At 45.2% G+C, this 15,632-nt stretch carries 8 protein-coding genes; 6 read left to right on the top strand and 2 right to left on the bottom strand.

Translation table 11 applies throughout. From position 1 onward, the window contains the following. The first annotated feature begins 971 nt into the window (after window positions 1-971). The 4 genes from H9N25_RS05435 to nhaA all read left to right on the top strand — a co-directional run bounded on the left by H9N25_RS05435 (window position 972) and on the right by nhaA (window position 10,975). Complete coding sequence (locus tag H9N25_RS05435; protein ID WP_190328204.1) at window positions 972-4,922, top strand: CehA/McbA family metallohydrolase; 3,951 nt, start codon at window positions 972-974, stop codon at window positions 4,920-4,922. Window positions 4,923-4,924: 2 nt separating this feature from the next. Further along, window positions 4,925-6,766: a T9SS type B sorting domain-containing protein gene (locus tag H9N25_RS05430; RefSeq protein ID WP_330221107.1), complete on the top strand. Its 1,842-nt coding sequence runs from the start codon at window positions 4,925-4,927 to the stop codon at window positions 6,764-6,766. 8 nt (window positions 6,767-6,774) lie between these two features. Beyond that, entirely contained in the window at window positions 6,775-7,695 is a 921-nt protein-coding gene (locus H9N25_RS05425; RefSeq protein ID WP_190328202.1) for a PorP/SprF family type IX secretion system membrane protein, read from the top strand. Window positions 7,696-9,808: 2,113 nt separating this feature from the next. After that, complete coding sequence (nhaA, locus tag H9N25_RS05420; RefSeq protein ID WP_190328201.1) at window positions 9,809-10,975, top strand: Na+/H+ antiporter NhaA; 1,167 nt, start codon at window positions 9,809-9,811, stop codon at window positions 10,973-10,975. Between the two features lie 687 nt (window positions 10,976-11,662). Here the strand turns inward: nhaA and H9N25_RS05415 are convergent. Further along, window positions 11,663-12,028: a winged helix-turn-helix transcriptional regulator gene (locus tag H9N25_RS05415; RefSeq protein ID WP_190328200.1), complete on the bottom strand. Its 366-nt coding sequence runs from the start codon at window positions 12,026-12,028 to the stop codon at window positions 11,663-11,665. Window positions 12,029-12,127: 99 nt separating this feature from the next. On the opposite strand from H9N25_RS05415, the gene H9N25_RS05410 reads away from it, so the two are divergent. Continuing rightward, complete coding sequence (locus tag H9N25_RS05410; protein WP_190328199.1) at window positions 12,128-12,658, top strand: NAD(P)H-dependent oxidoreductase; 531 nt, start codon at window positions 12,128-12,130, stop codon at window positions 12,656-12,658. Window positions 12,659-13,711: 1,053 nt separating this feature from the next. On the opposite strand, the gene H9N25_RS05405 is transcribed toward H9N25_RS05410, so the two are convergent. Next, a complete protein-coding gene (locus tag H9N25_RS05405) occupies window positions 13,712-15,007 on the bottom strand; it encodes a hypothetical protein (RefSeq protein WP_190328198.1) in 1,296 nt (431 codons plus the stop codon). A gap of 321 nt (window positions 15,008-15,328) precedes the next feature. Here H9N25_RS05405 and H9N25_RS05400 point away from each other — a divergent pair, with 321 nt between their 5' ends. Continuing rightward, complete coding sequence (locus tag H9N25_RS05400; protein WP_190328197.1) at window positions 15,329-15,559, top strand: helix-turn-helix domain-containing protein; 231 nt, start codon at window positions 15,329-15,331, stop codon at window positions 15,557-15,559. Window positions 15,560-15,632: the final 73 nt, after the last annotated feature.

Raw genomic sequence — 15,632 nt, 5'->3', positions numbered from 1 at the left:
CTCCCCGATTAAAATCGGGATGCGGGCTTTCCGTTTCAATCCGGCTTAGTAACAAAGTGGGCGGGCGCTCCGAAGATGAATAATATTTAGTGCTTAAAGCAGGTTGTATCATATTTGTAATTTCATTTTCTATCAAGCCAACCTGCGAAGCAAGCTTGAAGACCTATAAAAACATATACAAAACTGAAAAAAGAAAGAGCCCCTCGGCGTCGGTAGACCTGTACCGATTTTTCATCGGTAGCCGAGGCAAGACTGCGCAAGGGGCAAGAATAGCGACCGCTTTAAGGTTCCCGCCTGCGCGAGATCCGATAGCTATCGGATGACGACCGTATTATAGCGAGCGCTTTACCCCCTATCCACCAATCGGCACCTTTCCCCTTAAAGGGAAAGGGCTAAAAGACAAATTACCGCACCCTGCAATATGCCCCATGCGATCTGCATCCTGCTATCCGGCCTAGCAGATTTTCGTAGGAAAAAGCACGGAAATCTGTGCAATCCCCTCATTAACCCACAGCCCAAGGCAGGATCAAGCGGGTGCACTGGGATAAGCCAAGGTAAGAGCCTCGATGCTGCCGCTATCAAGATTTCCGTAGCTTTTTACAAGAAAGGATGCAAGCCTTGGTTTTTTGTTTCTTTTGGGCCAAGCCAAAAGAAAGAGCCCCTCGGCGGCGGTGAGCCGAGGCAAGACTGCGCGAAGGGCAAGAAAATAGCGAGTGCATTAAGATTAGCTTTGCTGAGCACGTCGTGGTTCCCGCATGCGCGAGAATGACGACCGTATTAGAAATTATCCCGATATATCATGCTATCTGCACCCTGCTATCCGGCCTGGCAGATTTTCGCAGGACAACGTCGTCCCAATCAAAAAATTATCCCTTATTATGTTTATTTTTCCACAATCGCCCAAATTAACATTAAGTTAATCTGATTATAAGGCTTTTGCATATACATTTGTTGTAAACAAAACTTATTATATGAAAAGACCTTTACTTCTCATTTTATTTTTTCTGATTTTCTCGAATTATTTATCTGCCCAAGTCTCACTAACGACAATAAATACAGCTAAATTAGAAAATTTTGATGGCATGACTGCAACCGGGACATCAACAGTTACCGGATGGAGCGCCGTTAAAGCCGGTGGCACAAGCGGTGCAGCCGTTGGTTCGGCCTTAACATTATCGGTTTACACCGCTTCTTCAAATGCTGGCGCTGCTTACAACGCAGGAACAGCCGGAGCGGCCGACCGTTCGTTAGGAAGCCTGGCTTCTGGTTCATTGGTACCAAGATTTGGTGCCGGATTCCAGAATAACACCGGCGCAACTGTAACTTCAATCGATTTATCGGGTGTGATGGAACAGTGGAGAAGCGGTTCATCAGCTACAGTTAACGAAAAACTAAATTTCGAATACAGTTTCAATGCCACAAGCATTGCCGATGCATTGGCCACCTGGCTACCCCTCACCGGCATGGACCTTAACGAAAAGTTAACCACAACTACCGTGGCGGCTGGTGTTGATGGGAACCTACCTGCAAATCAAACGGCTATTTCTGGAAGTATCACCACCATTACCTGGGCAAATGGCGCCACACTTTATATCCGCTGGACAGATACTGATGATTCAGGAAGCGACGGTATTTATACCATCGACAATTTTAGCATCACACCAAAAAGCGGCGGACCTGCTACACCAGTTTTATCAACATCGCCTACCGGTTTGGCATTTGGAAACCAAACGATAGCAACAAATTCTACTGCGCAGAGTTTTACTTTAAGCGGTAGCAATACCACAGCAAACACCAATATTACCACAACTTTACCCTTTACAGTATCTAAAGACAATAGCACTTTTACTACGGCTATTGCCTATAGCGTGGCCGAAGTTTCAGCTTCGCCAACGGTTTATGTACGCTACAGCCCAACGGTTACTGGTCCATCAGCAAGCAATGTTCAAATTACCAGCACTGGTGCAACAGCTGTAAGTGTTGCCTTAAGCGGTACAGGTGTAGCGGGTGATATCACTCCTCCTGTAACCACAGCAACTTACCCAAAAACCACAACGGTTACCACTACCTCAGTCGATTTTGCAAACAACATTAACGAGGCCGGTACCACCTATTATGTTTTGGCCCTTTCAGGAGGTACTGCCCCAACACCCGCACAGGTAAAAGCCGCACAGGACGGAACGGGCGCTGCCGCTTTAAAATCGGGCTCATTTGCCAATACGGCCAATACCGATGCCAGCGCATCCATCACCGGTTTAACAATAAGCACTGGTTATACTTTATATGTAGTGGCGCAAGATGCTGCCGGTAATTTACAAACTACAGTGGCTTCGGTTGATGCCACAACTGCTAACCCGCCCTTGGTGAGCGCACCTGTAATCATCAGTCAATATTACGAAGGCACCTCGGTAAACAAATGGATCGAATTAACCAATTTGAGCAATGCACCAATTAATACCGCATCGCCACAGTTAAAATTAGCGCTATACAATATTTCTGGCGATGCGGGTAACATCAACATCACAGGAGCACCATCGCAAACTGTAAATTTAAACTTTACCATCCCGGCCCACGGCTCCGTACTTTTGGGCAATACAGGTAATGGTACCGAAGTTCCTTATTTAACTCCTGCCAGTGCCATTTTAAACAGCAATACCGTAATCAACTTTAACGGCAACGATGGTGTGGCCCTTTTAGATGCCAATAACAACATTATCGATGCTTTTGGGCAGGGGGTTAACGCCAAAGATGTTTCTTATGTAAGAAGTTTAAATGTAACTGCACCTAGTCCTACCTACATAGACAACGATTGGACCAGAACACCGCTAGCTACCGTTCAAAATGCCATTGATGATGACGATGCCAATAGGTTGGGGGTACATTTCCCACCTAATTTACCTGCCTGCGCGGCACCAAGCAGCCCTGCAACTGCATTAACTTTTAGTGCTGTTACCACAGGCAGCATCACCGCAACCTTTACCAAATCGGCCGATGCCAACGAATACCTGATCATCAGAAGTTTAAACGCTACTTTAAGCGCGCTTCCTGTTGATGGTACCGCTTATGCCATTGGTTCTGCTTTAGGTGGGGGCACGGTAATCAATAAAATTGTAAGCAATACCTTTACCGATAACGGTTTAAACAGTTCTACTACGTACAACTATTTTATTGTTCCATTGAACAACCTTTCTTGTACCGGCGGACCGAAATATTTAACCACCAATATTTTAACCGCAGCACAAAGCACTAAAACCTTATTGCCCTGTGCCACGCCAACCGCACAGCCTACAAGTTTTACCATTACTTCTTCCAACTATAACTTTATCCAGGCCTCTTTCACCGCCGCCAGCGCAGCTGATGAATACCTGGTGGTGATGAGTACCAGCAATACCTTAACCGCAGCACCGGTAAACCAAACGGTTTATAATGTAGGCGATGCTTTAGGTGGTGGTATCGTGGTGAAAAGAGGAACGGGCACTTCATTTGTCAGAAATGGTTTAACCCAGAACACCAATTATTACTTTTTCACCTATGCCGTAAACAGTGCCTGCAGCGGTGGGCCTTTATATTTAACCACACAGCCCCTTTTAGGAAACTTTAAAACCGGTATCCTTGATGTAAACAAACTCAATTTCTATTATGGTAACTTACATAGCCACAGCAGTTATTCTGACGGAAATAAAGACGATTTAACCAAAAAACCAGAAGATGATTATGCTTTTGCCAAAACGGCAATGAAACTCGATTTCCTTGGGATATCGGAGCATAACCACACACAGGCCGGTATGTCTTTAGCCAACTGGCAACCGGGTATCATTGCAGCCAAAAATGCAACCACTTCTACTTTCGTTGCCATGCACGGTATGGAATGGGGCGTAATTAGTGGCGGCGGACACGTAATTGTGTATGGTATCGATTCACTGATCGGCTGGGAGCCGGGCGAAAACCAGATTTATGTACCTAAAAGCACTTATACAGGTCCTGCGGGTTTATTCAGGATCATTAACCGCCATGGTTTAAATGCCATAGCTACTTTGGCTCACCCTAATACGACCGATTTTAACAACATCTCGGCCACTTACGATTTAAGTGCCGATAGCGCCATTGTAGGTGCAGCCTTAGAAAGTGGTCCTGCATTTTCGACCAATGTTACCTATTCCGATCCCGCCAGCTCGATGAGTTATTTAAGTTATTATAACCGCATGCTGGCTAAGGGCTACCACCTTGGTGCAACCATCGATCATGATAACCACAACATGACTTTTGGTAAGCACACCCGCTCCAGATTGGTGGTAATGGCCCCTGCCCTTACCGAGAACGATTTATTGGATGCCATTAAAAAGATGCGTTTTTATGCCTCACAAGATTCGGCAGCTAAAATTGTTTTTACCATTAACAAACAACCTGTAGGCAGTGTATTTAAAACCGCCGGTGCGCCGCAGATCTCCGTAAGTTCAATAACCACCAGCCCTGTAACCAGCATTAAAATTTTATATGGTACACCTGGAAACGGCATTAATCCGGTAGAATTAACCACCAGCCCAACTGCAAGTTTAACCTATACCGATAATGCCCTGGCCAACCTGGCCACAGGTTATTATTATGCCGATATTGTAGAAGCAGACGGAAGCCGGATCATTACCTCTCCCATCTGGTATACCAGGGATGATGCAACGGTTAAGAAAGACCAGAATATTACCTTTGCCGCCACCAGAACGGCTACTTACGGCGATCCTGATTTAGTTGCAGGGGCTACGAGCGACAATACAGCCATTAACATCGAATATACCAGCAGCGATACCAATATTGCCACCATCAGCAATAACGATATCCACATTGTAAAAGCAGGTACGGTAACCATTACGGCCAATCAACCGGGCGATACTTTCTTTAACCCGCAGTTGCCAAACAACAGGTATTAACCATTGCCCCTAAAGCCATTACGGTAACCGCAGATGCCAAAAGCAAGGTAGGAGGAACAGCTGATCCGGCATTTACCTATGTTTCCACACCTACACTGATTGGTACCGATGCTTTTACAGGCACATTAAGCCGTGTGGCGGGCGAAACCGCAGGCGATTATGACATTCAACAGGGAACGCTGGCTTTAAGCAGCAATTACACGGTTAACTATACGCCAGCCAAATTACATATTTATGCTAAACCAGTTGCAGCATTAAGCGGCAATATTTCTATCCCCCTTAATACCACTGCTCCGGCAATTACTTTTACCGCAACCGCAGGTACTGCACCATTTACCTTTACGTATAACATTAATGGTGGGGTAAACCAAACGTTAACATCAACAACAGGTACGGCAACCATTACCCCGCCAAGCAATACCGTAGGTACTTTTGTTTATACCGTTACCAGCATTACAGATGCTTACAGCACACAGCCTCAAAACATCTCCACCACGGTTAAGATCAATCCTATCCCAGTAGCCAGCATTGCCGGAACTACCGCTTTATGCTTAAACGGAGCTGCACCAACCGTAACTTTTACAGGTGGTAACGGAACAGGGCCTTATGTATTTACCTATAATATTAATGGTGGTACAAGCCAAACGGTTAGTACTGCCGGTACAAATACCACCGCTACGGTAACCGCTCCATCAAACGTTGCAGGTACTTTTAACTACAACTTATTAAATGTTAGCGATGTAAACGCGGGCCAGGCACAAAGTGGAACAGCGACCATCACTGTGAGGTCTTTGGCTACAGCAAGTATCTCAGGTTCAACAGCGGTACCAAACCTGGCCACAGCACCTAATATTACATTCACCGGTGCCAACGGAACCGCTCCATATACCTTCACCTATAATATTAATGGCGGAGCAAACAGAACGGTCACTTCAACAGGCAATACGGCAACCGTTTCTGCACCAACTTCAACAGTCGGAACCTTTGTTTACAATTTAGTAAGCGTGGCCGATGTAAACTGTGCACAGCCACAAACGGGTTCGGCAACCGTAATTATACGTCCATTACCAGTAGCTACCATTGCAGGTACTACATCCGTATGTAACTTCGGTTCATCACCAAACATCACCTTCACAGGTTCGGTTGGCACAGCACCTTACACCTTTACTTATACCGTAAACGGAGGCAGCAACCGCACCGTAAGCACCAATGCTACTACCGCTACAGTTAGTGTACCAACCAATGCCGCAGGTACATTTACGTACACTTTAGTAAGTGTGGCCGATGCTTATGCCAATCAATTACAAACCGGAACAGCAACCGTAACGGTAAATGCTTTACCAGTAGTTTCCGTCAGCAGCAACAAAGGTTTATCGATTTCTAAAGGTGATGCCATCGTTTTAACGGCTACCGGTGGTACGCAATACAGCTGGACAGGCTCGGATATCATTAGCGGACAAAACACGCCTGCCTTAACCATCCGACCGAAACAGAGTGGTACTTACCGTGTTACCGTAAGCAATGCCAGCGGTTGTGTGAGCGATCAAAGCATTGCCATTACCGTAATAGACGATTATAAACTCGAAGCCAGTACTGTAGTTACGCCTAATGGTGATGGGTATAACGATAAATTTATCGTGAAGAACATCGATTATTATCCGAACAATACCTTGAAGATATTCGATAAGGCCGGGCGGATTCTATATACCAAACATACCTATGCCAACGATTGGGACGGAACCATAAACGGTAGTCCGCTGAGCGAAGGAACCTACTATTACATCATCGATTTAGGTAGCGGCATCGGTACATTCAAAGGTTTTATCAACATCATTAGAGACTAATTACAGACATGAGAGCAATTACAAAAAACATAAAGCAAATGCGTCGCGTAACGTTTCTATTTGCTGCAAGCACATTATTTTTCGGATCTGTTAAAGCACAGATCCTTCCACTCAATGCACAATATTTCCAGAACCGTTACCTGGTTAACCCCTCAATGGCAGGTATTAACGAAGGTTTTAACATTAACGGCAGTTTCCGCAAACAATGGTCGAACATTCCGGGTGCCCCCATTACCCAAAGTGTAACTTTAGATCAGCAGGTAAACAAAGTGGGTTGGGGTGTAAACATCTACAACGAGAAATCGGGCGGAATCCAGCGTACCAAAGCCGTGGGTACCTTTGCCTATCACCTGCCCTTAAACAGCGACGATCAGAAACTAAACTTCGGGATCTCTTTTGGCGCCAGTCAGGATAAACTGGATTTAAGTAGTGTAAGAAACAGCGATATTAACGATCCGTCCATTGCCCGTTTTAACGACAGGGGATATTATTTAGATGGCGATTTCGGTATCTCATATACCTCAAAAGGATTAACCGTTGAAGGTGCCGTGCCCAACATGCGTTCTGTTTTCAGAAAAGATGATTTAAACTTTGCTGATAAACCCACGTTTTATTCGGCGGTGAGTTATAAGTTCATGCTGGGATCGGGTATAAACGGAATCAGCCTGGAGCCAAAAGGTGTATTCAGGGGTATAAAAAATTACAAAAATTTATGGGATGCCGGCTTGAATGCCAATTTTGCCAACGATAAACTGTACGCCATGGCCATGTACCACAATACCCAGAATGCTACCTTCGGTTTTGGCATGAATTACAAATCGACCTTATATTTTATGGCTTATTACAACACCGCAACTTCCGCAATCAGTGGTTATACCGATGGCGATTTTGAAATAAATATCAGGGTTAATATTGGCAAGAAGCCTTAATTTTTCTTTTAAAAGAAGGGTCGTCATTCCCGCGCAGGCGGGAATCTTAATGCAACAAACGAAAAGCCGCAGATTTAAATATCTGCGGCTTTTTTATAGATTGCATTCCCACCAATCCGCCTACCCCCTATCCGCCTTTCGGCACCTTTCCCCTGAAAGGGAAAGGCTAAAAGACAAATTACCGCACCCTGCAATGTACACCATACTATCGGCATCATGCTGTCCGGCCTAGCAGATTTTCGCCGGAAAAAGCACGGAAATCTTTGCAGTCCCCCCTCGTAACCCCACAACCCAAGGCAGGATCAAGCGGGTGCGATGGGATAAGCCAGGGAAAGAGCCTCGATACTGCCGCTATCAAGATTTCCGTAGGTTTTTACAAGAATTGCGCAGCAATCTTTTATGCCTATAAAAAACAATATAATCACATAAAAAACGGATGCAAGCCTTTCAGTTATGCCTTGTTGTTGCTGTTTTTTAAGGCAGGCATGCTTTCGCTGCGCTCAGGTTTGTTACTTTTTCATCAAGGAAAAAGTAAAAGCCCTTCGGTGGCTAACCGAGGCAAGCCCGAGCCTGGGCAAGTAAATAGCAACCGCATTAAGATTGCTTCGTACCTCGCAATGACGACCGTATTATAGCGAGCGCCTTACCCCCTATCCGCCTATCGGCACCTTTCCCCGGAAAGGGAAAGGCTAAAAAACAAATTACCACCCCTGCAATATGCTCCATACTATTGGCACCATGCTATACGGCCTAGGAAATGATGGAAGGAGAAAACGTTAAAGCTTTTGCACCTCCTTTCAACCTACCACTACCCAGAGGCAGCACGCCCTCCCCGATTCTTCATCGGGGGCTTGTGCTGGCGAACAAAAAAGCTTTGACGAATTTATCCGACATCAGTTCCAAGCCTTGATTTTTGGTTACCTTTTTATCAAGAAAAAGGTAAGAGCCCTTCGGCGGCGGCGAGCCGAGGCAAGACTGTGAAGTAGGCAAAATAGAAAAAAGGGCAGCAGAATAGCGAAAGCATTAAGATTCCCGCCTGCGCGGGAATGACGACCGTATTATAGCGAGCGTCTTACCCCCTATCCGCCTATCGGCACCTTTCCCCTGAAAGGGAAAGGGCTAAAAAACAAATTACCGCACCCTGCAATGTACACCATGCGATCTGCTCCCTGCTATCGGCCTAGGAAATGATGGAAAGAGAAAACGTTAAAGCTTTTGCCCCCCCTTTCAACCTACCACAGCCCCGAGGCAGCACGCCCTCCCCGATCCTTCATCGGGGGCTTGTGCTGGCGACAAAAAAGCTTTGACGAATTTATCCGACATCAGTTCCAAGCCTTTCAGTTATGCCTTGTTTGTTGTTATTGTTAAGGTAGGCATGCTTTCGCTGCGCTCAGGTTGTTTCTTTATCATCAAGGATAAAGAAAGAGCCCCCTCGGCGGCGGTGAGCCGAGGCAAGACTGTGAAGTAGGCAAAATAGAAAAAAGGGCAGCAGAATAGCGAAAGCATTAAGGTTCCCGCCTGCGCGGGAATGACGACCGTATTATAGCGAGCGCTTTAACCCCCTATCCGCCTATCGGCACCTTTCCCCTGAAAGGGAAAGGGCTAAAAGACAAATTACCGCCCCCTGCAATATGCGCCATGCCATTGGCATCATGCTATCCGGCCTAGCAGATTTTCGCCGGAAAAAGCACGGAAATCTTTGCAGTCCCCCCTCGTAACCCCACAGCCCAAGGCAGGATCAAGCGGGTGCGATGGGATAAGCCAGGGTAAGAGCCTCGATACTGCCGCTATCAAGATTTCCGTAGGTTTTTACAAGAAAAGGTGCAAGCCTTGGGTTTTTGTTTCTTTTGGGCCAAGCCAAAAGAAAGAGCCCCTTCGGCGGCGGCGAGCCGAGGCAAGACTGCGCGAAGGGCAAAACCTCCCCCAACCCCTCCTGAAGGAGGGGAGTTCCCACCCATAGTTTTAAAATTAAAAGCGCTTTAAGGTTCCCGCCTGCGCGGGAATGACGACCGTATTAGTTAACTCCCAATAGCAACCTAAAACCGCATCATTAAATAACAGATTTCCTCACAAAAACCACCCCTTTCCCCCTTATTTCACTACTTTTACCTTCATGGCAAAACTCATCAACCTGGACGTTTTTAAAAGATTTTTCCGCTCAGAACAGATCGGCGGATTTATATTATTAATCTGCGTTGCCATTTCCCTAATTATTGCCAATTCATCTGCTAAAGATACTTTTATCAACTTCCTCGAAATTAAACTGGGTTTTGGTCCGGTAAACTATAGCATCCTGGCCTGGATAAATGATGCCTTAATGGCAATATTTTTCCTGCTCGTAGGGCTCGAAATCAAACGCGAGCTCGTAGAAGGCGAATTATCTTCTGTTAAAAGCGCCGCCTTACCCGTAATTGCGGCCCTGGGCGGAATGTTGGTCCCAGCTTTGATTTATGCCTTATTCAACAAAGGCGAAGCTTCGGCATCTGGCTGGGGTATCCCCATGGCAACCGACATCGCCTTTGCCCTCGCCATTATCGCCATGTTGGGTAAAAGCGTACCCACCAGTTTAAAAATATTCCTGGCTGCTTTAGCCATTGTCGACGATCTTGGTGCCATCCTTGTCATCGCGATCTTTTATACCCACCAGATTCATTTCGAATACCTGGCCATGGCTGGGGGTATCCTTGTTCTTTTAGGACTGATGAATTATTTCGGCGTAAAGAAACTGGTATTTTACCTTATCCCGGGCATATTCCTTTGGTATTTCATCCACCACTCGGGCATCCATGCCACCATTGCAGGGGTACTACTGGCTTTCACCATCCCTACCAACGAAACGGATGAAGAATCACCTTTAGAAAAACTGGAGCATTTTTTAACCACTCCGGTAAACTACATCATTATGCCCATTTTTGCATTGGCGAATACCAACATCACTTTCCAAAAAGAAATGCTCGCCGGACTGGTTTCACCCCTCGGTCTCGGTATTATCGTTGGCTTATTTGTCGGTAAAACCATCGGCGTAACCTTTTTCAGCTGGTTAGCCGTGAAATTAAAATGGGCCGATTTACCCACCGGAGCAGGCTGGAAACACATTTTAGGTTTGGGCATGCTCGCCGGCATCGGTTTTACCATGTCGATCTTTATTGCCCTACTCTCTTTTAGCGAGGTGCTGCATGTTTCGGAAGCGAAGTTTGCGATTCTAACCGCTTCGATCCTATCCGGTGTGGTGGGTTTTGTGTTTCTGAAATCGGTGAAGAGGGATTTAGCGAATATTTAACCGCAAAGAACGCAAAATTTTTCGCAAAGAACGCGAAGTGTAAGCGTTACTTTTTAGCGCCTTACCCCCTATCCGACTATCGGCACCTTTCCCCTGAAAGGGAAAGGGCTAAAAAACAAAGTACCGCACCCTGCAATATGCCCTATGCTATCTGCACCCTGCTATCGGCCTAGGAAATGATGGAAGGAGAAAACGTTAAAGCTTTTGCACCTCCTTTCAACCTACCACTACCCAGAGGCAGCACGCCCTCCCGATTCTTCATCGGGGGCTTGTGCTGACGACCAAAAAAGCTTTGACGAATTTATCCGACATCAGATCCAAGCCTTTCAGTTATGCCTTTGTCTTTGTTATTTAATGGCAGGCATGCTTTCGCTGCGCTCAGGTTTGTTTCTTTTGGGCCAAGCCAAAAGAAAGAGCCCTCTCGGCGGCGGTGAGCCGAGGCAAGCCCGAGCAGAGGGCAAAACCTCCCCCAACCCCTCCTGAAGGAGGGGAGTTCCCACCCATAGTTTTAAAATTAAAAGCGCTTTAAGGTTCCCGCCTGCGCGGGAATGACGACCGTATAATAGCGAGCGTCTTAACTCCCTATCCACCTATCATTTTCAAACCTTCCGCTTTACCCTCAAGATATGCGCTTCGAATAAAATAGATAAGCATCGCGTTTTGGATGCTGCGCTTAAATAAACCAGATCAAAACTCCCCTAGCAGACTTTTATGCTTTACGCCCCAGCTTTCCAGTTCATTAATAATCGGCCTCAATTCAAGGCCAATGGGGGTTAGTTCATATTCCACCCTTGGCGGAACCTCGGCGTAGATGGTTCGCTTAACAATTTTATCTGTTTCTAATTTGCGTAGCTGTAAGGTTAACATTCGCTCGGTAATATTGGGCAAACGTTGTTTTAACTCTCCGAATCTGAGTTTACCGTTCATTAACCACGAACAGATTACTAAAGCCCATTGCCCGCCAATAATGTTGGCCGCATAAACTTCTAAACACTCATCAGCTAAAGCTTGTTTGTTAGCGTAGTTGGTAGAGGTTTCCTTGATTTTAGACATGCTTACATTTTTTATAGTACCTTACAATTGGTCGCTAATGTACAAAATAAGCGGTTATGCCTCTATTTTTGTGCTTTATAATCATCAAAATTTGTAAAAATGAAGACACTAATCGTCGTAACACATCCCGATATTAAAAGTTCCCTAATCAACAAACGGTGGATAGAAGAATTAACTCAATACCCTGATAAATATCTGGTCCATCAACTGTATGAGGCCTATCCTGATGAAAAGATTGATGTACTGGCAGAACAACAGCTGATTGAACAACATGATAAAATCGTATTCCAGTTTCCCTATTATTGGTTCAATTGCCCCCCACTTTTAAAAAAATGGATGGATGAAGTGCTCACTCATGGATGGGCCTACGGCAGCAAAAGCGGTTATAAATTGGCTGACAAGAAAATTGCCCTGGCCATTTCTTTGGGCGTTGAAGAACACGAACTGCGTCCATCAGAAAAGTATAAATATACATTAGCAGAATTAACCCGTCCGTTCGAACTTTCATTTGAATATGTAAAAGCCGATTACCGTCCCCTGTTTGCTTATTATGGAATGGAGCATAACACATCAAAAAAATGGGTAGAAGAAAGCATTCCTTTGTATTTAGATTTTTTAGATTCGTTATAAAGATTAAGTGAATATTTAACCGCAAAGAACGCAAAGTTTTTCGCAAAGAACGCGAAGTGAAAATGACTGAAATCTATCACGAATTCATTTTGGTGTCGTTCAGCGCAAGGTTAATACCAATAAGAGGTTTTGTATAAAAAGTTCGTCATTGCGAGGAGGAACGACGAAGCAATCTTTCCTGCTAGTGATCCCTGCTATAAAGATTGCTTCGTCGGCTGAAAAAGCCTTCTCGCAATGACGATACAACGACCCCTCAAATCTCCAGAGGAATCAATATACGTATGCCTGTCTCTGCTACCCGGCCTAGGAAATGATGGAAGGAGAAAACGTTAAAGCTTTTGCACCTCCTCTCAACCTACCACTACCCCGAGGCAGCACGCCCTCCCCGATCCTTCATCGGGGGCTTGTGCTGGCGACCCAAAAAGCTTTGACGAATTTATCCGACATCAGATCCAAGCCTTTCAGTTATGCCTTGTTTATTGTTAAGGTAGGCATGCTTTCGCTGCGCTCAGGTTGTTTCTTTTGGGCCAAGCCAAAAGAAAGAGCCCCCTCGGCGGCGGTGAGCCGAGGCAAGCCCGAGCAGAGGGCAAAACCTCCCCCAACCCCTCCTGGAGGAGTGGAGTTCCCACCCATAGTTTTAAAATTAAAAGCGCTTTAAGGTTCCCGCCTGCGCGGGAATGACGACCGTATTAGAAATTATCCCTATATATCATGCTATCAGCACCCTGCTATCCGGCCTAGCAGATTTTCGCCGGAAAAAGCACGGAAATCTTTGCAGTTCCCCCTCATACCCACAGCCCAAGGCAGGATCAAAGCGGGTGCGATGGGATAAGCAATGGTAAAAGCCTCGATACTGCCGCTATAAAGATTTCCGTAGGTTTTTACAAGAAAGGATGCAAGCCTTGGGTTTTTGTTTCTTTTGGGCCAAGCCAAAAGAAAGAGCCCCCTCGGCGGCGGTGAGCCGAGGCAAGATAGTGCGGAAGGCAGCAACATAGCGACCGCTTTAAGGTTCCCGCCTGCGCGGGAATGACGACCGTATTAATGATGCCCCCCTTACCCCCTCTTCACCTCATACCACCTCTCCATCCCCTCAACAAACCCCTCAAAAAACTCCTTATAATACCCTTTCAGTACCTGCACCCTAAAATTTACCCTGCTAAAAAACCAAACCAGTTTATAATCCATTTCCGCCTTAAGCAAATACCATAAATACGGTTTAGCCCTATCGCAAACCAAAAATAACCCTGGTTGATCCCTGTTCAGATGCAGGCTTTTCCCTTTCACCTTAATTTTAAGCTGCAGTTCATAATAATCACCCTCATCTTTTAATACAAAGCTTAAAACAGGTACCTCCATCGAGAATTCAACCAGTTTCATATCCCGCGTTACAGGTTTGCCGGTAACATTGCGCATGCCATAAGTATAGCAATAATGTGTAAAATGCTGCTGCATCAATAATGGCAAAGCCTTGTTCCATAACTTAAAAAGCATGAGCTGGTTGGCATCATTAATCGCATTAGTTTCGGGCAGGTGGCCATTGGCGCTAAAGCGTATGGCCGCTAGCGGTTTCATGGCGAAGCAAATACTGTTCAGTTCCTCCTGTTGGGGCGAGAGGCTTATACCATCCACATCGTGCGGATTTAACACGAAACGTTTAAAAGATTTTACCGTTTTAAGGTAAGCCGTGGCTGCAAAAACATAAGGAATTAAAAAAGGATAATGGTTGCTGTGGAAATGCTGCAGATCGGTATTGGCAAAACAATAGCCAATGCTAACCGGGGCCAACCGTGCCATAACATATTTACCCGACAGCCTTTCACGCGGTACCACCACACGTTCCGTAACATCCGGCAAATCATCACCAGGCCTAAACAAACCGCTAAACTTTTTCTTCAAGGTGATGGTAAAACCGCCAGGTTTTTTAACCACATCTACATAGCTCGACCGCTTGGTACCCAAAGCAAAACATGCCGGCCAGTAATATTCCTGAAAATCGCAGTAACCGCTCCGCATCATGGCCCGCAAAGTAAGGTAAGCATAATGCCCAAGGTAGGTTTCATCAGTATCAACACTACAGCTCACCAACAGGCAATCGTATTCTACCCCAATGTAAACCCTTGCTACATCTTCCTTACCTAATATAACATTAACGACTAACAAACCCTGATCAAAAGAAAGCGATTGTATAACTGGCAGATCAGGCTTTTTACCTATGCCAAAGGTGCTGTGCAATCCGCTAGCTACCTGATCCAGCACCGCTAAGCTTAACACCCTGCTCCCCTTTTCTAAAGGCAACTGATAAAACCGCGAAAGCGGTTTCCCTGCAATGGTAATGGGTTTAGTCATCATACTCGTATGGTTTTACGAGTCTTGTTGGGCAGGACAGCCCCAAATAATAAATGTGGGACTGCTTACCATGATTACACTAAAGTTTCTGACGCCTTACGTTAACATGGTTTTACAGCAGCCCCACATCTATTTCGATGTACAAATATATACATCTACACATAGATATGGGCATTAATCTGCTGTCTTGTGTTAACGGCGTCAGATTTTGTAATCACAAGACTTTTATTAATACCTATTTTAACTATACCAAATATAAAAAGTAATTATTTTGTATGCAAATAATCCCACAAATAAATTATATAGTTTCTTTTTATTTGTTACGTGGAAGAACTCAAAAAAGAAGAAATACTTAAATTATTCGGCACTCATTTGAAAAATATTAGGAATGAGAAAAAGATTAGTCTACGTGTACTTGAGCAACTTTCCAACATAGATTATAGTCAAATTCATAGAATTGAAAAAGGTGAAACAGCACCTTCTCTGGTTACATTACTTTCTTTAGCAAAAGGTTTGGGGATTGACCCAAAGGAATTGTTGGATTTTCTAAATTAGGAGATAAATAGTAAGCTTATAGAAGATGCTTGTTTCTAGAAGTGAGCACTACATGTCCGAATCCTGTTGGAAA

The organism is Pedobacter riviphilus, assembly GCF_014692875.1.
GTDB lineage: Bacteria > Bacteroidota > Bacteroidia > Sphingobacteriales > Sphingobacteriaceae > Pedobacter > Pedobacter riviphilus.
Note: the sequence above shows the minus strand (reverse complement) of the source record. Positions and strands in the feature narration are given on the sequence as shown.

What these genes read in the sequence shown, in the direction of transcription:
- H9N25_RS05435 (WP_190328204.1), top strand. Translation starts at nt 972, where the DNA reads ATGAAAAGACCTTTACTTCTCATTTTATTTTTTCTGATTTTCTCGAAT.
- H9N25_RS05425 (WP_190328202.1), top strand. Translation starts at nt 6,775, where the DNA reads ATGAGAGCAATTACAAAAAACATAAAGCAAATGCGTCGCGTAACGTTT.
- nhaA (WP_190328201.1), top strand. Translation starts at nt 9,809, where the DNA reads ATGGCAAAACTCATCAACCTGGACGTTTTTAAAAGATTTTTCCGCTCA.
- H9N25_RS05415 (WP_190328200.1), bottom strand. Translation starts at nt 12,028, where the DNA reads ATGTCTAAAATCAAGGAAACCTCTACCAACTACGCTAACAAACAAGCT.
- H9N25_RS05410 (WP_190328199.1), top strand. Translation starts at nt 12,128, where the DNA reads ATGAAGACACTAATCGTCGTAACACATCCCGATATTAAAAGTTCCCTA.
- H9N25_RS05405 (WP_190328198.1), bottom strand. Translation starts at nt 15,007, where the DNA reads ATGATGACTAAACCCATTACCATTGCAGGGAAACCGCTTTCGCGGTTT.